This is a genomic window from Campylobacter sp. RKI_CA19_01128 (genome assembly GCF_025771175.1).
GTDB lineage: Bacteria > Campylobacterota > Campylobacteria > Campylobacterales > Campylobacteraceae > Campylobacter_D.
On sequence record NZ_JAKMPU010000006.1, the window covers coordinates 1 to 19,955 of the forward strand.

Annotated in this window: 24 protein-coding genes and 1 other RNA gene; 16 read left to right on the forward strand and 9 right to left on the reverse strand. The window is 30.1% G+C overall.

Annotation, left to right across the window (positions count from 1 at the left end; genetic code table 11):
* Positions 1-80: 80 nt before the first annotated feature.
* The 8 genes from flgA to murG are packed head-to-tail and all read left to right on the forward strand — an operon-like array spanning position 81 to position 7,047.
* The gene (flgA, locus tag L8U98_RS05090; RefSeq protein WP_257928191.1) at positions 81-743 is read left to right on the forward strand and encodes a flagellar basal body P-ring formation chaperone FlgA; all 663 of its coding nucleotides are present in this window, start codon (positions 81-83) and stop codon (positions 741-743) included.
* Positions 740-1,318, forward strand: a complete 579-nt coding sequence (locus tag L8U98_RS05095) for a UbiX family flavin prenyltransferase (protein WP_263725132.1) — start codon at positions 740-742, stop codon at positions 1,316-1,318. The genes flgA and L8U98_RS05095 overlap by 4 nt, the downstream gene beginning before the upstream one ends.
* Positions 1,318-1,797 (forward strand): pantetheine-phosphate adenylyltransferase, encoded by a 480-nt coding sequence (coaD, locus tag L8U98_RS05100; protein WP_261545200.1) that lies wholly within the window; start codon positions 1,318-1,320, stop codon positions 1,795-1,797. The genes L8U98_RS05095 and coaD overlap by 1 nt, the downstream gene beginning before the upstream one ends.
* Positions 1,788-2,372, forward strand: coding sequence for a dTMP kinase (tmk, locus tag L8U98_RS05105; RefSeq protein ID WP_263706145.1), 585 nt, complete (start codon positions 1,788-1,790; stop codon positions 2,370-2,372). The genes coaD and tmk overlap by 10 nt, the downstream gene beginning before the upstream one ends.
* Positions 2,365-3,591, forward strand: a complete 1,227-nt coding sequence (gene hisS, locus L8U98_RS05110; RefSeq protein WP_263725131.1) for a histidine--tRNA ligase — start codon at positions 2,365-2,367, stop codon at positions 3,589-3,591. The genes tmk and hisS overlap by 8 nt, the downstream gene beginning before the upstream one ends.
* Entirely contained in the window at positions 3,588-5,417 is a 1,830-nt protein-coding gene (speA, locus tag L8U98_RS05115) for a biosynthetic arginine decarboxylase (protein ID WP_039628312.1), read from the forward strand. The genes hisS and speA overlap by 4 nt, the downstream gene beginning before the upstream one ends.
* Positions 5,414-6,019, forward strand: coding sequence for a serine O-acetyltransferase (cysE, locus tag L8U98_RS05120; protein ID WP_263725130.1), 606 nt, complete (start codon positions 5,414-5,416; stop codon positions 6,017-6,019). Before speA ends, cysE begins: the two co-directional genes overlap by 4 nt.
* Positions 6,016-7,047: an undecaprenyldiphospho-muramoylpentapeptide beta-N-acetylglucosaminyltransferase gene (gene murG, locus L8U98_RS05125; RefSeq protein WP_263725129.1), complete on the forward strand. Its 1,032-nt coding sequence runs from the start codon at positions 6,016-6,018 to the stop codon at positions 7,045-7,047. Before cysE ends, murG begins: the two co-directional genes overlap by 4 nt.
* Here murG and L8U98_RS05130 read toward each other — a convergent pair.
* The 5 genes from L8U98_RS05130 to L8U98_RS05150 are packed head-to-tail and all read right to left on the reverse strand — an operon-like array spanning position 7,040 to position 10,281.
* Entirely contained in the window at positions 7,040-7,657 is a 618-nt protein-coding gene (locus tag L8U98_RS05130; RefSeq protein ID WP_263725128.1) for a YggS family pyridoxal phosphate-dependent enzyme, read from the reverse strand. The two genes, murG and L8U98_RS05130, sit on opposite strands and share 8 nt — an antisense overlap.
* Positions 7,658-7,663: 6 nt before the next feature.
* On the reverse strand, positions 7,664-8,911 hold the full coding sequence (locus tag L8U98_RS05135; protein WP_039641436.1) for an RNA polymerase factor sigma-54: 1,248 nt from the start codon (positions 8,909-8,911) through the stop codon (positions 7,664-7,666).
* A complete protein-coding gene (lptB, locus tag L8U98_RS05140; protein ID WP_263725127.1) occupies positions 8,911-9,636 on the reverse strand; it encodes an LPS export ABC transporter ATP-binding protein in 726 nt (241 codons plus the stop codon). The genes L8U98_RS05135 and lptB overlap by 1 nt, the downstream gene beginning before the upstream one ends.
* Positions 9,629-10,036, reverse strand: a complete 408-nt coding sequence (gene tsaE / locus L8U98_RS05145; protein WP_263725126.1) for a tRNA (adenosine(37)-N6)-threonylcarbamoyltransferase complex ATPase subunit type 1 TsaE — start codon at positions 10,034-10,036, stop codon at positions 9,629-9,631. The genes lptB and tsaE overlap by 8 nt, the downstream gene beginning before the upstream one ends.
* Positions 10,033-10,281, reverse strand: coding sequence for an RNA-binding S4 domain-containing protein (locus L8U98_RS05150; protein WP_039618276.1), 249 nt, complete (start codon positions 10,279-10,281; stop codon positions 10,033-10,035). The genes tsaE and L8U98_RS05150 overlap by 4 nt, the downstream gene beginning before the upstream one ends.
* 113 nt (positions 10,282-10,394) lie before the next feature.
* On the opposite strand from L8U98_RS05150, the gene L8U98_RS05155 reads away from it, so the two are divergent.
* From L8U98_RS05155 to rnpB, 8 genes are all read left to right on the forward strand, one after another.
* On the forward strand, positions 10,395-11,615 hold the full coding sequence (locus tag L8U98_RS05155; protein ID WP_263663319.1) for an argininosuccinate synthase: 1,221 nt from the start codon (positions 10,395-10,397) through the stop codon (positions 11,613-11,615).
* A 12-nt stretch (positions 11,616-11,627) separates the two neighbouring features.
* Positions 11,628-12,071: a 50S ribosomal protein L9 gene (rplI, locus tag L8U98_RS05160; protein WP_114640308.1), complete on the forward strand. Its 444-nt coding sequence runs from the start codon at positions 11,628-11,630 to the stop codon at positions 12,069-12,071.
* Entirely contained in the window at positions 12,071-12,613 is a 543-nt protein-coding gene (gene hslV, locus L8U98_RS05165; RefSeq protein WP_039618282.1) for an ATP-dependent protease subunit HslV, read from the forward strand. The genes rplI and hslV overlap by 1 nt, the downstream gene beginning before the upstream one ends.
* Positions 12,610-13,929 (forward strand): ATP-dependent protease ATPase subunit HslU, encoded by a 1,320-nt coding sequence (hslU, locus tag L8U98_RS05170; protein ID WP_039618284.1) that lies wholly within the window; start codon positions 12,610-12,612, stop codon positions 13,927-13,929. The genes hslV and hslU overlap by 4 nt, the downstream gene beginning before the upstream one ends.
* Positions 13,926-14,798, forward strand: coding sequence for a GTPase Era (gene era / locus L8U98_RS05175; protein ID WP_263725125.1), 873 nt, complete (start codon positions 13,926-13,928; stop codon positions 14,796-14,798). Before hslU ends, era begins: the two co-directional genes overlap by 4 nt.
* A complete protein-coding gene (locus tag L8U98_RS05180) occupies positions 14,788-15,798 on the forward strand; it encodes a hypothetical protein (protein WP_263706159.1) in 1,011 nt (336 codons plus the stop codon). Before era ends, L8U98_RS05180 begins: the two co-directional genes overlap by 11 nt.
* Complete coding sequence (locus L8U98_RS05185; RefSeq protein ID WP_263706160.1) at positions 15,761-16,300, forward strand: hypothetical protein; 540 nt, start codon at positions 15,761-15,763, stop codon at positions 16,298-16,300. Before L8U98_RS05180 ends, L8U98_RS05185 begins: the two co-directional genes overlap by 38 nt.
* A 26-nt stretch (positions 16,301-16,326) precedes the next feature.
* An RNA gene (gene rnpB, locus L8U98_RS05190) (RNase P RNA component class A) lies at positions 16,327-16,651 on the forward strand.
* On the opposite strand, the gene L8U98_RS05195 is transcribed toward rnpB, so the two are convergent.
* The 4 genes from L8U98_RS05195 to L8U98_RS05210 are packed head-to-tail and all read right to left on the reverse strand — an operon-like array spanning position 16,646 to position 19,889.
* Positions 16,646-16,882 carry a hypothetical protein gene (locus tag L8U98_RS05195; protein ID WP_263706161.1) on the reverse strand — a complete coding sequence of 79 codons (237 nt, stop codon included), beginning with the start codon at positions 16,880-16,882 and terminating at the stop codon, positions 16,646-16,648. The two genes, rnpB and L8U98_RS05195, sit on opposite strands and share 6 nt — an antisense overlap.
* Positions 16,858-17,229 (reverse strand): flagellar export chaperone FliS, encoded by a 372-nt coding sequence (gene fliS, locus L8U98_RS05200; RefSeq protein ID WP_263663313.1) that lies wholly within the window; start codon positions 17,227-17,229, stop codon positions 16,858-16,860. The genes L8U98_RS05195 and fliS overlap by 25 nt, the downstream gene beginning before the upstream one ends.
* 18 nt (positions 17,230-17,247) lie before the next feature.
* Positions 17,248-19,545 carry a flagellar filament capping protein FliD gene (fliD, locus tag L8U98_RS05205; protein ID WP_263725123.1) on the reverse strand — a complete coding sequence of 766 codons (2,298 nt, stop codon included), beginning with the start codon at positions 19,543-19,545 and terminating at the stop codon, positions 17,248-17,250.
* Between the two features lie 2 nt (positions 19,546-19,547).
* Positions 19,548-19,889: a FlaG family protein gene (locus L8U98_RS05210; RefSeq protein WP_263679419.1), complete on the reverse strand. Its 342-nt coding sequence runs from the start codon at positions 19,887-19,889 to the stop codon at positions 19,548-19,550.
* Positions 19,890-19,955: the final 66 nt, after the last annotated feature.

The following is a 19,955-nucleotide window of genomic DNA, read 5'->3' on the forward strand; positions in this document are numbered from 1 at the left end:
TTTTAGCAATTTTCAACTAAATTCAAACTTTTTTTATGTATGATATATTAGTTTTAAATTTATTACAGAGGTTGTATTATTTGAGATATATTATATTGTTTTTATTTTTCTATACTTTAAGTTTTGCTTCAAATTTTGATGAAGTAAAATTAGCTTTGATTAAAGAATTTAAGACAAATTATCCACAACTAGAAATCATTTCTTTAGATCTTAATACTCAATCAAGTTTGCCTGCTGATTTTAATCAATATATTTTTTTAAAGCTGGGTAATCATAATTTTGATAGAGCAGATGGTTTTGTAAAGGCTGAATTTAAAACTCCAGAGCAATATAAAAAAAATATATTTTTTAAGTATTTTTTAAAGGCAAAATTAGAAGTTTTGCAAACCACGCGCCCTATTGCGCGTAATGAAAATTTAAGTCCTGCTAGTTTTAAAATTTTAAAAATTCCTTTTGATAAAGCTCCTCAAGGTGTATTAAAAAAAGATGAAATCGCAAATTTAATAGCCAAAAGTAATATAAGAGAAAATATGATTTTAAAATATAATATGTTTAAAACCAAAACCCTTATACAAAGAAATGATTCTGTTTATGGGGTTATCAAAGATGGGGATTTAAGCATGATAATAGAATTAAAAGCCTTGCAAAGCGGGAATTTAAACCAAAGAATTCGCCTTAAAAATAAAGATGGAAAAGTCGTGCATGGTAAAGTCATTAGTAAAAATTATGTGGAGCTAAAATGAGAAAAATTTTAGTAGGTATTAGCGGGGCTAGTTCTTGTGAACTTGGTTTTTTATTGTTAAAACATTTAAAAGAAAAAGGGCAAATTTATGCCATTATAAGTAAAAATGCAAAAATAAGCTTTGCAAAAGAAAATTCTCTTTTAGAAAATATAGACTTTTTGCAACACATAAAAGATAAATTTGAACTTGAACATGTAAATTTTTTAGATAATGAAGATATTAGTCAATGCGTAGCAAGCGGATCTTTTGGCATAGAAACGACTTTTATCACACCTTGCTCGATTAATACTTTGGCAAAAATTGCTTGTGGTATAAATGATACTTTACTTACAAGAGCTGTAGGAGTGGCTTTAAAAGAACGCAAAAAACTCATACTTGGAGTAAGGGAAATGCCCTATTCTACTTTAAATTTAGAACAAATGGCTAAACTTTCTAGCTATGGAGTTATCATCGCTCCTCCTGTAATGGCAAGTTATGCTAAGATTGATAATTTGGAAAAACTATATGAATTTATCATAGGAAAATGGCTTGATCTAGCAAATATTGAGCATAATTTATATCAAAGGTGGCAATGATGGCTAGTTGTATATACCCAGGGACATTTGATCCTATCACTAATGGACATTTAGATGTAATCATTCGAGCTAGCAAGATGTTTGAAGAAGTAATCGTTGCCATAGCTAAAAGTGAGAGTAAAAAGCCTATGTTTAGCTTAGAGCATAGAGAAAAAATGGTAAAAATTGCTACAAAAGACTTAAAAAATGTTAAAATTACAACTTTTGATAACTTACTAGTAGATCTTGCTAAAAATTTGCAAATAAATATCATTATAAGAGGCTTAAGAGCGGTGAGTGATTTTGAGTATGAATTACAACTTGGTTATGCAAATCACATGCTTTGGGAAGATTTTGAAACTATATATCTTATGCCAAATTTAAAAAATTCTTTTATTTCAAGCTCCATAGTAAGATCAATTTGTATGCATAATGGCGATGTGAGTAAGCTTGTGCCAAAAGAAATTATACCTTTATTAAAGGAGAGAGATTGTATATAGCTTTTGAAGGGGTTGATTGTGTAGGCAAAAGCACGCAAATAGAGCTTTTGAAAAAATATTTTCATAATGCATTTTTTACTAAAGAACCAGGTGGAAGTGAGCTTGGAGTGCATTTGAGAAAAATTTTATTAGAAAGTAAAATGCAATTTTCTAAAAAGGCTGAGCTTTTGCTTTTTTTAGCAGATAGAGCAAATTTAATCGACATGCATTTAGCGCAAAATAAAAACAAATTTATCATTTCAGATCGTAGTTTTATTTCTAATATGGCTTATGCAAGATGTGATTTTGATCAAAATATTTTATTTGAGTTAAATTCTTTTGCCACAGGTGGAGTTTTTCCACAAAAGGTTGTGTTTTTACATGGTTCTAAAGAGCTTATTGAGCAAAGACTTTCTAAAAAAGATTTAGATAGTATTGAAAAAAGAGGGATTGAGTATTTTTTAAATATACAAAAAGCTTTAGAAGAAACTTTAGAGTTTTTAAAAACTAAAATAGATATAAAAATTTTAAAATTAGATGCTTCTTTGAGTATTGAAAATTTACATGAAAAGATTAAGGAATTTATAGATGATTAATGCTTTAAAAGGAATGAAAGATTTACAAGATGACCAAGCTGTTCTTTATGAAAAAGTAGTTAAAACTTGTGAGGAAGTAGTTAAAAACTATGGTTTTACTTTTATTAATTGTCCGCATTTAGAACTTACTAAGCTTTTTAAAAGAAGTGTTGGAGAAAGCTCTGATATAGTTGGCAAAGAAATGTATGAATTTGTTGATAAAGCAGGCAATGATGTGTGTTTGAGGCCTGAAGGGACAGCTGGAGTGGTAAGATCATACATAGAAGCTAAAATGGATAAGGCTCAAAGTGTTAAAAGATGGTTTTACCATGGTTCTATGTTTCGCTATGAAAGACCACAAAAAGGAAGATTGCGTGAATTTCATCAATTTGGTGTAGAAAGCTTTGGTATAGCAAGTGTGTATGAGGATGCGAGTATTATTTTAATGCTAAATGAAATTTTTAAACGCTTAGAAATTCACACAAGTTTGAAAATTAATTCTTTAGGCTGTAAAGAATGTATGGGTGTATATAAAGAAAAACTCATAGCTTTTTTAAATTCTAAAGAAGGTTTTTGCGAAGATTGCTTAAGAAGAAAAGACTTAAATCCTATTAGAGTGCTTGATTGTAAAAATGATCATTGTCAAAGTTTAATCGAAAATGCACCAAAACTAAGTGAAAATTTATGCCCATGTTGTAAAAAAGATTATGAAAAATTACAAAAACTTTTAAAAGAAAATGATGTTGAGTTTGAATGTGATGAGAAATTAGTGCGTGGGCTTGATTATTATTCTAAAAGTGCATTTGAGTTTGTTAGCGATGAAATCGGTGCAAAGGCTGCTGTGGCAGGTGGTGGAAGGTATGATAGATTGATTGAATACTTAGATGGTAAAAGTGGTTATGGTGTGGGTTATGCTATGGGTATAGAAAGGATTATGGCTATTTTAGAGCAAAAACAAAGTGTAAAGCCAAGAGAAGGAATTTATCTTTGTGCTATGGATGAAGCTTATATAGATACTATTTTTAAATTAGCAAATACTTTAAGAAAAAAACATAAGGTATATTTAAGCTATGAAGCAAAAAAACTTGCAAAGCATTTAAACCAAGCAGATAATGCTAATGCTAAAATCTTTTTGTGTATAGGTGAAGATGAAATGCAAAAAGAAGAGATTTTTTATAAAAATTTAGATAGTAAAGAAAATAAAAATATAAAATTAGCAAATTTGGAGAATGAGTTATGATTGATTATGGTATTAATATTTGGGGTGCAAATAATTTTATCATCGAAAATGGCAAAGTATGTGTAAATCATGGTAAAAAACCTGCCATTATAGATATAGTAAATACTTTGCGTGATGATGGCTATAAGGGGCCATTATTGCTTCGTTTTCCTCATTTAATCCATAAGCAAATCGAGCAAATTTATAATAAATTTGCCAAAGCAAAAAAAGAATTTAACTATAAAGGTTCTTTTAATGCTGTGTATCCTTTAAAAGTCAATCAATACCCAGGTTTTGTAAAAAATTTAGTTAATCTAGGTAAAGAATATAACTATGGTTTAGAAGCAGGAAGTAAGGCTGAGCTTTTACTAGCTATGGCTTATAATAATGAAGGCGCTCCTATAACAGTCAATGGTTTTAAAGATAAAGAACTCATAAATATGGGCTTTATAGCGTGTGAAATGGGTCATAATATCACTTTAACTATGGAAGGGCTTAATGAGCTTGAAGCAATGATTGAAATTGCTAAAAATCGTTTTAAGCCAAAGCCAAATATAGGTTTAAGAGTGCGTTTGCATTCAGCTGGAGTAGGAATTTGGGCAAAAAGTGGAGGTATAAATTCAAAATTTGGTTTAACTTCTACTGAGCTTATTGAAGCGGTAAATCTTTTAAAAGCTAATAAGCTTTTAGATCAATTTACTATGATACATTTTCATTTAGGCTCACAAATTACTGAAATTCATCCTTTGAAAAAAGCTTTAAATGAAGCGGGCAATATCTACACTGAGCTTAGAAAAATGGGGGCAAAAAATTTAAAAGCTATTAATCTTGGCGGGGGTTTAGCAGTAGAATACTCTCAGTTTAAAAATGAAACAAGCAGAAATTACACCTTAAGTGAGTATGCAAACGATGTTGTGTTTATTTTAAAAAGCATAGCAGAACAAAAAAAAGATTTAGAACCTGATATTTTTATAGAAAGCGGGCGTTTTGTAGCGGCTAATCATGCTGTTTTGGTAGCGCCTGTTTTAGAGCTTTTTTCCCAAGAATACACAGAAAGTAAGCTTTTATTAAAAGATAAAAATCCAAAACTTATCGATGAGCTTTATGATTTGTATAAAAACATTAAAGCTTCTAATGCGCTTGAGTATTTACATGATAGCATTGATCATATGGAGAGTATTTTAACCTTGTTTGATTTGGGTTATGTGGATTTACAAGATCGCTCAAATAGTGAAATTTTAGTGCATTTGATTATGAGAAAAGCTATTTCTTTAGTGGGTGATCAAGCTGATTTGTCGAGTTTGCAAAATGAAGTACAAGAAAAATATTTAGTGAATTTTTCAGTATTTCAGTCTTTACCTGATTTTTGGGGTTTGGAGCAAAATTTCCCTATCATGCCACTTGATAGACTCAATAAAAAACCTACAAGAAGCGCAAGTATATGGGATATAACTTGTGATAGTGATGGAGAAATTTCTTATTCTAAAGATAATCCTTTGTTTTTACATGATATTGATGTAGAAGCTGAAGATTATTTTTTAGGATTTTTCCTAGTGGGAGCTTATCAAGAAGTCCTTGGTATGAAGCATAATCTTTTTACACATCCAACCGAAGCTTGCATAAGTATCAATGAAAAGGGTTTTGAAGTAGAAAGCGTATTAGAGGCTCAATCTATTTTAGATACCTTAGAAGATCTTGATTATGATATTCATGCAATTATGGATAATATTAATGAAAAAATTTATGCTTCAAAACTTGTTAATGAAAATCAAAAAAAGCATATTTTGGGTGAAATTTATTTATTCTTAAACGATAATGGATATTTAAAAAGCATAGGTTCTAAATGAGTGTTTTTAAACTAATCAAAGAAGATTTTTCTATGCCAAAACAAAAAGATCCTGCATATAGATCTTGGGTGGAATTAGTTTTTAACTATCCTGGTGTTTGGGCTGTGGTAAATTATCGCTTTGCGCATTTTTTTTACCAAAAAGGTTTTAAAAAAATAGCAAGGATTATTAGTGGAATTTCTCAGTTTCTTACTGGAGTTGATTTACACCCTGGAGCACATTTAGGTAGAAGGATATTTATAGATCATGCAAGTGGGGTTGTGATTGGTGAGACTTCTATTATAGGTGATGATGTTTTGATTTATCAAGGTGTTACTTTGGGTGGAACGAGTTTAGATAAAAATACCAAAAGACACCCTACTATAGAAGATGGCGTGATCATAGGTTCTGGTGCTAAAATTTTAGGCAATATTATCATAGGTAAAAACGCCAAAATAGGTTCAAATGCAGTTGTATTAAAAGATGTTGGGCCAAATTTAACAGCTATTGGTATACCTGCTTATATTAAAAAACATGGTAAGATTGATTATGAAGAAAAAATCGCTAAATTAGAAGCAAGACTTGCTATTTTGGAAGAAAAGCTAAATAAAGAGGATAAATGATAGCAATTACAGGTGGAGGCACAGGAGGGCATTTAGCTATAGCTAGATGTTTATTGCAAAGTGCAAGAAAACAAGGTGTAGAATGCATTTACATAGGAAGTGAAAATGGCCAAGATAGACTTTGGTTTGAAAATGAAAATGGTTTTTATAAAAAATATTTTCTAAGCTCTCAAGGCGTTGTTAATAAAAAAGGCTTAGCTAAGGTTCAATCGTTTTTGCATATTGTAAAACTTGCAAGAAAAGCAAAACAAATTTTAAAAGAACATAATATTAAAGTAGTTTTTAGTGTGGGTGGATATAGCAGTGCTCCAGGCGCTTTTGGTGCTTTAATGGCAAATATCCCACTTTTAATCCATGAGCAAAATTCAAAAATGGGAAGTTTAAATTCACTTTTAAAGCCTTTTTCTAAAGCTTTTTTTACTGCTTTTGATGATCAAGTTAATAAAGCAAATACTTTCTTTTGTCCTTATCCTATTAGTGAAATTTTTTCACAAAAAGCAAGAGTGAGAAAAGAATTAAAAAATATTATTTTTCTTGGTGGATCTCAAGGGGCTAAATTTATAAATGATCTTGCCTTAGAAAATGCTTTATACTTTAAAGAAAAAGGCATAAATATCATTCACCAATGTGGTAAGAATGATTATGAAAGATGTAAAAAAGCTTATGAGGATTTAAATGTCAATGTAGAGCTTTTTGACTTTGATAAAAACATTATAGATAAAATTTCTAAAGCAGATTTAGCCATATCAAGATCAGGTGCAAGTAGTCTTTTTGAGCTTAGTGCAAATTTACTTCCTTGTATTTTTATTCCTTATCCATATGCGGCTAAAAATCATCAGTATTTCAATGCTTTGTATTTAAAAGAGCGTAATTTGTGTGTAATTTTAACTCAAGAAGAAAAACATCAATTTTTAAATTTGGTAGAAAATTTCTCACTAGAAGAAAAATCTTTAGCCTTGCAAGAATTAAAAAGTGAAAATGGTGCAGATTTTATGATAGAAAAAGCAAAACAAATGGGATTTATTTAAATAAAATACTCCCCAAACGCACCATATTTGAGCCACATTTTATAGCTAGCTCAAAATCCCCACTCATACCCATAGAGCAAATTTTTGCCCCGTGCTTTTGTAAATTTTCATAGATTTTAAAAGTTTGCTCAAAACTTTCTTGAACTTTTTCCTCATCCATAGAACCTATACACATAATGCCTATAAGGTTTAAATTTTTACACTCTTCTTGTATTTGCAAATACTCTTCTATGGCCTTATTTTGCTCTATGCCACTTTTAGAACTTTCATTGGCAATGTTAATTTCTAATAAAGTATCTAATTTATAATCAAGTCTTTTATCTACAGCTTTGGCGCTTTTTAAACCATTGCAAGATTGCCAAAGTAATGGGTTTTGTTTGATTAAAAGATTGATTTTATTACTTTGAAGATTACCTATAAAATGCCACTTGATTTCTAAGTCTTGAAGTTTTTCTTTTTTTAAAGCTAAAGCTTGGACTTGATTTTCTCCAAACTCTACAACACCTTGCTTAAAAAGCTCTCGAATTTGCTCATCTTGAACATACTTGCTAGCTGCTACTAAACGCACATTTTGTTTTATGGTTTTTTCAAAAATACTTTCTAAATTCATCTTTTCCTACATCAATTCATATAATTTTTTACGCTCACTTGAGCTTCCTATGCCAAGTTGCATACGATATTTAGTGATAGTTCTACGCCCTAGTTGTACACTTGGGAATTCTTTTTGAGTGAGTTCAAGAATTTTTAAATCACTCAAAGGCTTTTTAGGATTTTCTTTTTTAATTAAATTACTAAGAAAATCTTTAATAGTTGCATTAGAAGTTTCACCATCATCCACTGCAGTGGTAAAGAAAGACTTTAAGGGTATTAAGCCTCTGTCACAACTTAAGTATTTATTTGCAATTGCTCTTGAGATGGTAGAAGCATTTCTTTCAAGATCTTGCGCTAAGTCTTTAAGCTGCATAGGTTTAATATCCCCGCCCATGAAAAAATCATATTGATATTCTATAATCATAAGCCCTAGTTTATAAAGGGTAGCTTTACGCATGGCTAGCGCGTCAATTAAATTTTTAGCATCTTTTAAATAAGCACTTAAAAACTCATGATCTAAACCATCTGCTTCAAAAGCAATTTCAGGGTAATAATCATCATTAATTTTAATTTTAATTTCACCATTTTCTTGATAAATAAATATATCAGGAATGATTTCCATACTCTCTTCAAAATACTCTAAAAAAGGCGGAATAGAGATTTTTTTAATTATCGCTATAGCCTTTTTATATAAAGGATCTTTGATAAAATCTTTTGCATTTTCTAAATTTAAAATTAACATTTTACAAAACTCATAAAGCTCATCATCTAAGTCAAAATGCTCTAATGCAAAAATAAAAGCTTCTTGATTGTCTTTTGCCCCTACTCCAACGGGATCAAGATATTTAAATCTTTGTCTGATTTTTTCTACTTCTAGAGGATCAAATTCACCTAAAATTTCTTCATCATACTCAAAATAACCTTCATGATTTAAACATTCTATGATTTTTTCAGCAATGGTTTGGGATTTTTTAGTAGGAAAAAATGGTGGTATGATTTGCTCGCTTAAAAGTTCATACACATTTTTTACTTCTAAGCTTTTTGCATCAATCATTTGTGTGGTGGTATTTTTACTAAAATATTCTTGATAATATTTGTTTTGATTGTTTGTAATGCTTGAGTTTTCTTTGATCTCTATAAAAGGATTTTCTTTAGCAAATTCATCTAAGCTTTCTTTTAGATCTTCAATGTTAGCTTGCAATATAGGAAGCCAAGATCTTAAGGTTTGTGATAGTTTTGCTTTTTGTGTTATAGAGGTTTTTTGTTTAAGCATTATTCAAGTCTAAACTCACTTCCAAGATAGTATTTTTTAACATCTTCATTATGCGCAATTTCATTAGCATTGCCACTAGCTAGCAACCTTCCACTTCTAATCACATAAGCTCTATCGCAAATTGCTAGAGTTTCTCTTACATTATGATCAGTGATTAAAACACCTATATTCATAGCTTTTAAGTCATTAATCAAGCTTTGAATTTCACTCACTGCGATAGGATCAACCCCAGCAAATGGTTCATCTAAAAGTAAAAATTTAGGATCACACATAAGCGATCTTGCGATTTCACAACGCCTTCTTTCACCCCCACTTAAACTCATACCTTTTCTGTGTCTAATAGGCTCTATGCTAAGTAATTCTAACATTTGCTCTATCTTTTGTTCTAATAAATTTTTATCCTTATATATTACTTGGGCAGCTAAAAGTAAATTTTCTTCTACGCTTAAGTCTTTAAAAACACTACTTTCTTGAGGTAAATACCCAATGCCAAGCTTTGCTCTTTTATTAAGCGGTTCTTTTGTGATATCTTGTGAGTCTAAAAACACCTGCCCACTTGTTGGTAAAATAAGCCCACATATCATATAAAAACTTGTAGTTTTTCCTGCTCCATTAGGCCCTAAAAGCCCTACAACTTCCCCACTGTGTACTTCTAGTGAAACATCGTGTATGATTTTTGTTTTTTTAATGATTTTTTCTAAATTTCTAGCTTCTAGCTTACTCATGTATTATATACTTTCTTTTATTTTCATAAGGAATGATTTGTAAAATTATATTCAAAATTTGATATTTATCTAAGTATTTTTTTAATTTTTCATCACCCCACTCTACCAAATGCAAACCCTCTTCAAAAAAATTTTCAATCAAGCCATTTTTTAAAAGTCCATCAAAACCTTCTTGATAAATATCGTAATGATACATTTTACCTTGTTGAAAATCATATGCTTGCATGATAGAAAATGTAGGAGAATTAAGCGTTTTTTCTACTCCAAGAAATTGAGCATAATTTTGAACCAAAGTAGTTTTACCGCTTGCTAAATCCCCTTGAAGTAAAATAACTCCATTTTTAGGTAAAATTTCACAAAGCTTATAAAGCTCATTTTGACTTAAAATCATTTCTTTCATTGAATTTTTACCACATATTTTTCTTGCATAGCTTTTGGTATGCTTTTGGTTGTTGGTATGTCTAAAACTTTATAAATATTGGTATATTCTATAAATTTAATGCTTATTTCATCGCCAATTTTTACTTCTTTACTAGCTTTAACCACTTGATTGTTTATACTCACTACGCCACTTTTGCACATATCCTCTGAAATAGCACGACGCTTAGTAATATTAACTACATTTAAAAACTTATCTATTCTCATAAAAATATTTTATCAAAAAATACAAGAAAATGTTATAAAATGTCTAAATATTTTACATTATATTAAGCTAAATTCGTTAAATTTTAAAATTATTTTTACAAAGAGGAAAGACAATGAAAAAAGATATCAAAAAAGTGGTTTTAGCATATTCTGGTGGACTTGATACAAGTATAATTTTAAAATGGCTACAAGATGAGTATAAATGTGAAGTGGTAACTTTTACAGCAGATATTGGACAAGGTGAAGAGCTTGAGCCTGCTAGAAAAAAAGCGCTTTCTTTGGGTGTAAAAGAAGAAAATATTTTTATTCAAGATTTAAAAGATGAATTTGTAAAAGATTATGTATTTCCTATGTTTAGAGCAAATGCTATTTATGAGGGAGAATATTTACTAGGTACAAGTATAGCAAGACCTTTGATAGCAAAAGCTTTAGTAGAAATAGCAAATAAAACAAAAGCAGATGCTATTAGCCATGGTGCAACAGGCAAAGGAAATGATCAAGTGCGTTTTGAATTAGGCGCTTTGGCGCTAAATCCAAATTTGGCCATTATTGCTCCTTGGAGAGAATGGGATTTAAATAGCCGTGAAAAACTCTTAGCTTATGCACAAAAACATGGTATTGATATAGCTAAAAAGCCAGGTAAGTCACCTTATTCTATGGATGCAAATTTATTGCATATTTCTTATGAGGGTTTAGTGCTTGAAGATCCTGCGGCTAAACCTGAAGCGGATATGTGGCGCTGGGTGAAAGATTTAAAAGAAACTCCAAATGAAAGCGAAGTGATAGAGCTTGAGTTTAGTAAAGGTGATTTGTGTGCTATTAATGGAGAAAAAATGACTCCTGCACAGCTTTTAGCAAAACTTAACGAACTTGGTGCAAAACATGGTATAGGTCGTCTTGATATTGTCGAAAATCGCTATGTGGGTATGAAAAGTAGAGGTTGCTATGAAACTCCAGGTGGAAGTATACTTTTAAAAGCACACCGTGCTATAGAAAGTATCACACTTGATAGAGAAGCAGCACATTTAAAAGATGAATTGATGCCAAAATATGCAAGTTTAATTTATAATGGCTATTGGTTCTCACCTGAAAGATTAATGCTTCAAGCCTTAATTGATGAGTCACAAAAATACGTTAATGGTAAAGTTAAACTTGAATTATACAAAGGTAATGTAATGGTAATAGGCAGAGAAAGTGCGAATGATAGTTTATTTAGCGAGGCTTATTGTACTTTTGAAGAAGATGCTGTGTATGATCAAAAAGATGCAGCAGGTTTTATAAGATTAAATGCTTTAAGATTTATCATTGCAGGTAAAAATGGAAGAAAATTTTAAAAAAGGAAAACAATGAAAGTATTATTGATTAAAGATGTAAAAAGCTTAGGAAAAGCAGGAGAGGTTAAAGAAGTAAAAGATGGATATGGACAAAATTTTTTAATTGCCAAAGGTTTTGCTAAGGCTGCTACACATGAAGTTTTAAAACAATATGAAGCAGAGCAAAAGAAAAAGGCAGAAAATTTAAGATTTGAGCTTGCAAATTTGGAAAAATTAAAAGAGGAATTATCTAAAATCACTATTTGTATAGCTAAGCCTGTGGGAGCTAATGGAAGCTTGTTTGGTGGGGTTACTAAAGATGAAATCGCTCATGCACTAAAAGAGCAAAAAGGCATAGAGCTTGATAAAAAAAGCCTAGAATGTGATACTATAAAAGAACTTGGCGTGCATGAAATTTCAGCAAAATTAGGCCATGCGATTCATGCTGTATTTAAGCTAGAAGTTAAAGGAGAATAATGTTTCACGCAACTACAATTTTAGCTTATAAAGGTAAAAATAAGTCTGTAATTGGCGGAGATGGACAAGTAAGTTTTGGAAATACTGTTTTAAAAAATAATGCAGTTAAAATTAGAAAATTAAATAATGGTAAAGTATTAGCAGGTTTTGCAGGGAGCACTGCTGATGCTTTTAATCTTTTTGATATGTTTGAAAAACTACTTTCTAGTTCTAAGGGTGATTTATTAAAAGCTGCGATAGATTTTTCAAAAGAATGGCGTAAAGATAAATACCTAAGAAAACTTGAAGCAATGATGTTAGTATTAGATAGAAATCATATATTTTTACTTTCAGGAACTGGAGATGTAGTTGAGCCTGAAGATGGCGCTATAGCAGCTATTGGTAGTGGGGGTAATTATGCACTTTCTGCTGCAAGAGCTTTAGCTAAACACTCAAGTTTAGATGAAGAGGAATTAGTCAAAGAAAGCTTGCAAATAGCTGGTGAAATTTGCATTTATACTAATACAAATATTAAAACTTATGTAATTGAGGATGATAAATGAATTTAACTCCAAAAGAGATTGTAAAATTTTTAGATGATTATGTAATTGGACAAAAAAATGCTAAAAAAATCATAGCAATTGCTTTAAGAAATCGTTATAGAAGAATGCAGCTTAGTCCTGAACTTCAAGATGATATCATGCCAAAAAATATTTTAATGATAGGATCAACTGGGGTTGGTAAAACAGAGATTGCAAGACGCCTTGCTAAGATGATGGGACTTCCTTTTGTAAAAGTTGAAGCAAGTAAATATACTGAAGTTGGTTTTGTTGGGCGTGATGTAGAAAGCATGGTTAGAGATTTAGCTAATGCTGCTTTAAATTTAGTAAAAAATGAAGAAAAAGAAAAAAACAAAGAAAAGATTAATGAATTTATAGAAAATAAGATTTTAGAAAAACTTTTACCGCCTTTACCAAAGGGTGTTAGTGAAGAAAAACAAGAAGAATATCAAAATTCTTTAGAAAAAATGCGCGTGAAATTAAAAGCTGGTGATTTAGATGATAGCACGATAGAAGTTGAAATTTCACAAAGCGTGTTTGATACTAATCCAAATTTACCACCTGAAATGGGTGCTATGCAAGATATAGTAAAAGTTATTGGTGTGGGTAATAAAAAAGTTAAAAAAGAAATGAAGGTAAAAGATGCAAGAATAGCTCTAGCTCAAGAAGCAAGTGAGAAAATTCTTGATATGGAAAGTATTAAAGGCGAGGCTTTAAGAAGAGCAGAAAACGAAGGGATTATTTTTATCGATGAGATAGATAAAGTAGCAGTTTCAAGCTCCAATTCAAACCGCCAAGATCCAAGCAAAGAAGGGGTGCAAAGAGATTTGCTTCCTATAGTTGAAGGTAGTACTATACAAACTAAATTTGGACCTTTAAAAACTGATCATATTTTATTTATCGCTGCAGGTGCTTTTCATCTAAGTAAGCCAAGTGATTTAATCCCTGAACTTCAAGGGCGTTTTCCTTTAAGAGTTGAGCTTGATTCATTAGATGAGGATGCTTTATATGCTATTTTAACAAGACCTAAAAATTCATTACTAACACAATACATTGAGCTTTTAAAAACTGAAAATGTAGAGCTTGTTTTTGAAGATGAGGCTATTAGAGAAATAGCAAAAATAGCAAGCAAGGCCAATGAAGAAATGCAAGATATTGGTGCAAGACGTTTACATACAGTAGTGGAAAAACTTTTAGAAGATATTAGTTTTGAAGCAGATGAATACGCAGGTAAGGTATATAAAATAGATGATTTTAAAGTGCAAGTTAAGCTTGGAGATATCATAGAAAATAAAGATTTAGCTAGGTATATCTTGTGAAAAGTGGCTTTATAAGCATAGTGGGTAGAACTAATGCAGGAAAAAGTTCTATCCTAAATTCTTTATTAGAAGAAAAAGTTGCTATGGTTTCTCATAAGCAAAACGCTACAAGAAGAAAGATTAATGCGATCATAATGCATGAAAATCATCAGCTTATTTTTATAGATACACCAGGTTTGCATGCAAGCTCTAAGGCTATGAATCAGCTTATGATTGATTTAGCGATTAAAAGCATTGCTGATTGTGATGTGATTTTATTTGTAGCTAGTATTTATGATGATATTAAAGATTATGAAAATTTTTTAAGTTTAAATCCTAAAGTGCCACATATTGTATTAATCAATAAGGTTGATTTAGTAAAAAAAGAGGTTTTGCTTAAAAAATTAAGTGAGTATTCTCAGTTTAGCTCACATTTTAGCGCTATTATCCCCTATTCTGCTAAGCAAAAATTTTATAAAAAAATTCTTTTAGATGAGATGGTTAAGTATTTGCCTGAACACCCGTATTATTTTGATCCTGAGTTTATTACTACTACAAATGAAAAGGATATTTATAGAGATTTTATCTTAGAAGCTATATATGAAAATTTAAGTGATGAAATTCCTTATAGCACTGAAGTAAAAATAGAAAAAATTAAAGAACTAGAGCAAATTTATTATATCAATGCCACTATCATTACAGATAGCAATTCTCACAAAGGAATGATATTAGGTAAAGATGGTGCTACAATTAAGCGTATAGGTAAAGAAGCTAGAGTGAAAATAGAAAAATTAGCACAAAAAAAGGTAATGCTAAAATTATTCGTTCAACTTGAGAAAAATTGGCACAAAAACGAGCAAAACCTTAAGAAAATCCTTTATGATGAGTAAGAAAACTATTCTAAAAGATTTTCTTGCTTATGAAAAGCTTTTATATATTAAATTTGCAAATCCTATTAACGAAGATGAAATTTTAAAAAAGAGCTTTGAGGAGCTTGGTCTTAAAGATGATTTTTCTTATAAGCTAAAGTATTTTCAAGATAAATCTTTTGCATATGTATTCTTGTGCAAGTATGAAGATATTTTAGATATCGATTATATAATACCTGAACCCCTGCTTTTTGAAGTGTATTTTAAGAACGATGTAAATAGTGAAAATCTTGCATTATTGTTTAAAGAAAAATACATAGTTTTAGTGGAGTATTTGGGGTGTGATTTTCAAAATTGTAAAGTTATACCATTAAATGTTTATGATAAAATATATAATGAAAAATTAAAGAATACCTATAAGCACATTATAAGCATAGATGATACTCAAAATCTTAGTAGTTTTGATAAATTTAATAGTAATATTTTTTATCAAAAATTACTAAAAAATTGCGATCAAGTCAAGATTAATTTTACCAACAAAGAAAAAATAAATCATTTAAAATCTTTTAGTTTTAAGATTTTATTGGCTTTTGTTTGTGGAGTTTTACTAGCTTTAGCTTATCCTTTGTATTTGTATACACAAAAATCATTTTATGAAAATGAGAAAACAAAATATGAAAATTTAATAAAAAAACAAGATGATATTTTAGAACAGGTAAAAATTAATCAAAAGCAAAATCAAGAGTTTAAAAAACTACAAGAAGAAAATGAGTTAAAGGTTGATTTGTTGCAAAAATTTTATACAAATACACTTTGTTATAAAGATTTTTATAATTTTTTAAAAGTTTTAAATTCTCATCAAGCTTATATAGAAGCTTTGCATGTTAAAAATAATGATTTTATTATAGAGCTTAAAAATGACTATGAATTTTATGAAGATTTTAAAAAGTATCATTTTGTATTAAAAAATAAAGAAGTTAATAATGGAAAAATCACTCTTGTTTTTGAAAAATCTTTATAAAAATTTAGAAAATATCTTTGCTAAGTTATCTGAGCGTGAATTTATATTGTCTTTGATAGTTGTTTTTGTTTTTGGTTTTTTCATGGTTTATATGGGTGTTTTTGACTATTTTGAAAAACAAATGAAGTTGTCAAAAGATGAACTATATATTTTACAAACAAAATACGAGCAAAAACAAGAAGTGATTTCTGATTTAAAAGAAGATGAAAATATATCTTATAATGATCACTCGTTTTTAAGCATAAATAAAGATTATCAAAGTATTTTAAAGGATATAGAAAAGAATCTTAATGGAGTTCAATCTTTGCAAATTCAAAGTTACAAAAGTCAAGATGAATATTTTGCTTATTATGAATTAAGATTAAGTTTTGTTGGCGATTTTATTTTTTTAACGCAGTTTTTGCAAAAATTAGATCCTTATATAAAAGTTAAAAATTTAGAACTTGTAAAATATGAAAATAAATTAAAAATTACATTAAATCTTGTTTTTGCTCTGGTATAAAAATATTTTTTTTGGTAGAATTTCTCTAAACATGGCAAGCGATCGCTTCTTTTTGAAGAGGAAAGTCCGAGCTGCAATAAGACAAGGATTCCATCTAATGGATGGCTAGGGCAACCTAAGGGAAAGTGCAACAGAAAGAAAACTACCATATTTTATATGGAAAAGGTGAAACGGTAGAGTAAGAGCCTACCAGTAGCTTTGGTAACAAAGCTAGCTATGTAAACCCAATCTGCAGCAAGAAGGGGTGGTTTTTGTCTTATAATATAACCCTTCGCTTGAACTTGTTTGTAAAAACAAGTCTAGATAAATGATCGTTCTTGACAGAACTCGGCTTATAGCCATGTTTTACTTTATATAAGCAGAAGCTTTTTTGAGTTTTTGTAAATTAATAGCTATTTCATCTTGCTTTTTTTTCATAAAAGCTATCGCTTCATTAGTTAGCGCTAAAGCCTCATTGGGGCAATCTTTATAATCCGGTTTTTCCATAAGTTTAACTATTTTTTCTACATCTTCAGTATAAACAGCTAGTTTAAACTCATCAATCCATTTTTTTTCACTCATTTTTGGTGTACTTCTCTCCAAGCTTCTAATAAGCCTTTTACTACATTTATTACTTCATCTACTCTTGCTTCACTGTTTTCTATGTTTGCTAAAGAAAGAAGTTGTAATTCTCTAGTGTATAAGCCACTTAAATAATGTGCTACTTCACCGCCCTTATCATAATCAAGACAATTTAACAATTCAATAAAAATAGCACTAGCTCTTTTTACATAATACACTCTTTCTTCTATATTTTCATTTTGTATAGCTATTTTTATCCTACTTGAAAAGCGTAAAATCCCACTATATAGCATTTCTATAAGTTTCTCTTGGGATTCTACACCAGTTTGATTTTGTGAATATGCGCTATAAACTGCACTATTTAGCATTTAAACCCTTTCTTTATTTTAAGAATTTTGATTATTTGCTGCATTAATCATATTTGCAATAACACTTGCTTGGTTATTTAGTTTTGCAATGATACCATCATATGCTGCCCATCTTGACCACATTGTATCATATCTACTTTCTATGGAAGCTTTGGTGCTTTCTATGGTTTCATTTAGATTTTTTGATTCTTTTGTTAAAGATTCTTTATAACCTCCAAATGAACCTTCAGAACTCATTATTTCACCCATGGTATTTTTTAGCATACCAAAAGTTCCAGTTTCTTCTTTATAAACTGAATATAAGGTTCTAGAACTTAAACCAAATTTTTTCAAAAATTCATTATCACCTTGAATTTCTAAGTTACTGCCTGAAGTTCCTTTGATTTTAAATTGAATTTGTTGATTTTGATTACCTTGGTTAATGATTTCAAAGCTAGCCTCTAAACCTTCTAAGCCAAAACTATTTATATGATCAACCAAATTTTTAGCTTTTTCAATATCATCTGCACCTGTTAATACAAAAGGATCTCCATTTGGAGTTTTGCTTAAATCTATGGTTGTATCATTATAAGTGATAGTAAAACTACCTTCTTTAAATTCTATATTTTCACTGCCAAGATTACTTACTCTATCACCAGCTAAATCAATATCTTCAAAACCATTACTTCCTACGAAAAATTTTTCAGCTAATTCAGGATCTTCGTTAAATTTAGAGTTAAATTTTCCTGAATCAAAAGATAAAACACCATCGTTTAGCGTTAAGCCATAATCAGCCAAAGATAAACTTACTTTAGAGGAAACTTCAATCCCTTCTGAACTTTCACTATCACCAACCGTAACAGTTCCATCTACTGTTATAGTTTGAAGTAAAATATTGTTTATTTCAGATTTTATATTATAAATTTCGCTAACACCTACGAAATTTCCTTTTGTACCTGCATCGGGATCATATTTTGTTGCTGCGTTAAGATTTATCATTAAATCATTATAAGCAGTAGCTAAACTTTCTAAAGATTGCGCAAGTGCTTCAGTGTCTTGAGAAACGTTAAAAGTTATCTCTCCTTTTTGTTTTAACTCTAAGGTAACATCTGGAGCTATATCAGTGATAGTATTAGTTGGTCTTGTCATTTTAACACCATCTACACTAAAGATAGCGTCCATGCCTTTTTGGATATGGTTTTCATTATCTGCTTTTACATTATAACCTTGCGGTGTACTTGTATCTAATTCAATACCAAATTTATCTTTCAATAATGAAGTAGCTTTGCTATCTCTAGCATAATTAGCTTGATCTATATTGCCTTCAGCATCAGTTGCATAACCACCATCAAATACGCTTAATTGTCCACCATTGGTAGCTCTAAACCCACCTGTTTTAAGATCGAGTTCAACTTTTCCATTAGTTTGTTTTTTTAAATCTTCTGCTAAACTCTCATAGGTTGTCTGATCATTTATATCAATAGTAAATCTATCATATCTTTCACCATTTTTAATAACAAAAGTTAAAGAAGTTTTTTCACCTTGATTTAATAGTTTTTCTTGCTTTTTATCTTCTAAAGAACCTATAGTTCCAGTTATTTTATCTTTATCAGTATCTCCAGCACCTATCGGTCTAAAACCATACAAACCACCAGCGCTAATGCTATTTTTATCAAGCCCCCAACCCATAGCCTCCAAAAGTTTTTCATCGCCTGAAAAAGAAATATTATTTTTAGTTCCTGTTTCAGTGCTTTGTACTACTAAGCGGTATGGATTATCTTTATCTCCTGTATTGACTATTTTAGCTTCTACTTTTCCACCTGTTGCGGCATTTATTTTTTCTGCAAGCTGAGATACAGTAGTACTTTCATCAATATCGATTTTATAATCTTTTCCATCTTGGGTAATAGTAAAAGAAGTTTTGCCATTTACACCTTCTATACCTAAACTACCCATTACAGTAGCAGTTTTATCTTTAAATCCATTACTTTGATATACGTCTTTTTGCGCAAGTTGATCAACAATAACTTTCATGTTTGTAAGGTTAGATAAAGATCCTACTGTTAAACCAGCAGCTGCACTATCTCCACTTACGCTAGGTGATACTTTTTTCTTGTTAAATTGTGAAGCATCACCTAAGCTATTTACGGCTGTTTGAAACGCAAGTAGCTTAGCTTCAAGTTCTGCTAGGTCTTTTTGTCTTGAAGTATTAGTTTCAAGCTGTGAGTTATAAAGACCTAAATGCGCATTCATTTCTGCTTCTTTTAGCTTGTTTAATGTATCGCTTGTTAAAACTCCTGAACCTATTCCTAAACTTCCTAAACTACCTACCGCCATAATTAACTCTCCTTATCAAAAATAGTGCCAATAACACCTTGAAAATGTTCTATTAGCTTCATAACTTCCTCACTAGGAATTTTGCGTATTAACCTACCAGTATCTTTTTCGGTTACACTAACATACATTTCATTGATTTTATCATTATATGCAAAACGTACGTTTGTTTCTAGTGTTTCCATTTGATTATTAAGTTTTTCTGTTGCATTTTTCAATTTTTCATTTAAATTCTCATCTTGATTATTTAAATTAGTTTGCTGTTGATTTTCTTGAGATACTTTTCCAGTGCTTTTTGTATTAAATTGTGCTGTGTTTGCATCCCTTTGAATATTTCCAATGTCCATTTTAAACTCCTTTTTAAAAGACTTTAAAATACTCTATCGACATAATTTTAAAAAACTTAATATTTA

What these genes read in the sequence shown, in the direction of transcription:
- cysE (WP_263725130.1), top strand. Translation starts at nt 5,414, where the DNA reads ATGAGTGTTTTTAAACTAATCAAAGAAGATTTTTCTATGCCAAAACAA.
- L8U98_RS05130 (WP_263725128.1), bottom strand. Translation starts at nt 7,657, where the DNA reads ATGAATTTAGAAAGTATTTTTGAAAAAACCATAAAACAAAATGTGCGT.
- hslU (WP_039618284.1), top strand. Translation starts at nt 12,610, where the DNA reads ATGAATTTAACTCCAAAAGAGATTGTAAAATTTTTAGATGATTATGTA.
- rplI (WP_114640308.1), top strand. Translation starts at nt 11,628, where the DNA reads ATGAAAGTATTATTGATTAAAGATGTAAAAAGCTTAGGAAAAGCAGGA.
- tsaE (WP_263725126.1), bottom strand. Translation starts at nt 10,036, where the DNA reads ATGAAAGAAATGATTTTAAGTCAAAATGAGCTTTATAAGCTTTGTGAA.
- fliS (WP_263663313.1), bottom strand. Translation starts at nt 17,229, where the DNA reads ATGCTAAATAGTGCAGTTTATAGCGCATATTCACAAAATCAAACTGGT.
- L8U98_RS05135 (WP_039641436.1), bottom strand. Translation starts at nt 8,911, where the DNA reads ATGCTTAAACAAAAAACCTCTATAACACAAAAAGCAAAACTATCACAA.
- fliD (WP_263725123.1), bottom strand. Translation starts at nt 19,545, where the DNA reads ATGGCGGTAGGTAGTTTAGGAAGTTTAGGAATAGGTTCAGGAGTTTTA.
- L8U98_RS05210 (WP_263679419.1), bottom strand. Translation starts at nt 19,889, where the DNA reads ATGGACATTGGAAATATTCAAAGGGATGCAAACACAGCACAATTTAAT.
- L8U98_RS05095 (WP_263725132.1), top strand. Translation starts at nt 740, where the DNA reads ATGAGAAAAATTTTAGTAGGTATTAGCGGGGCTAGTTCTTGTGAACTT.
- L8U98_RS05155 (WP_263663319.1), top strand. Translation starts at nt 10,395, where the DNA reads ATGAAAAAAGATATCAAAAAAGTGGTTTTAGCATATTCTGGTGGACTT.
- hslV (WP_039618282.1), top strand. Translation starts at nt 12,071, where the DNA reads ATGTTTCACGCAACTACAATTTTAGCTTATAAAGGTAAAAATAAGTCT.
- coaD (WP_261545200.1), top strand. Translation starts at nt 1,318, where the DNA reads ATGGCTAGTTGTATATACCCAGGGACATTTGATCCTATCACTAATGGA.
- murG (WP_263725129.1), top strand. Translation starts at nt 6,016, where the DNA reads ATGATAGCAATTACAGGTGGAGGCACAGGAGGGCATTTAGCTATAGCT.
- lptB (WP_263725127.1), bottom strand. Translation starts at nt 9,636, where the DNA reads ATGAGTAAGCTAGAAGCTAGAAATTTAGAAAAAATCATTAAAAAAACA.
- L8U98_RS05185 (WP_263706160.1), top strand. Translation starts at nt 15,761, where the DNA reads ATGGAAAAATCACTCTTGTTTTTGAAAAATCTTTATAAAAATTTAGAA.
- hisS (WP_263725131.1), top strand. Translation starts at nt 2,365, where the DNA reads ATGATTAATGCTTTAAAAGGAATGAAAGATTTACAAGATGACCAAGCT.
- speA (WP_039628312.1), top strand. Translation starts at nt 3,588, where the DNA reads ATGATTGATTATGGTATTAATATTTGGGGTGCAAATAATTTTATCATC.
- L8U98_RS05180 (WP_263706159.1), top strand. Translation starts at nt 14,788, where the DNA reads ATGATGAGTAAGAAAACTATTCTAAAAGATTTTCTTGCTTATGAAAAG.
- L8U98_RS05150 (WP_039618276.1), bottom strand. Translation starts at nt 10,281, where the DNA reads ATGAGAATAGATAAGTTTTTAAATGTAGTTAATATTACTAAGCGTCGT.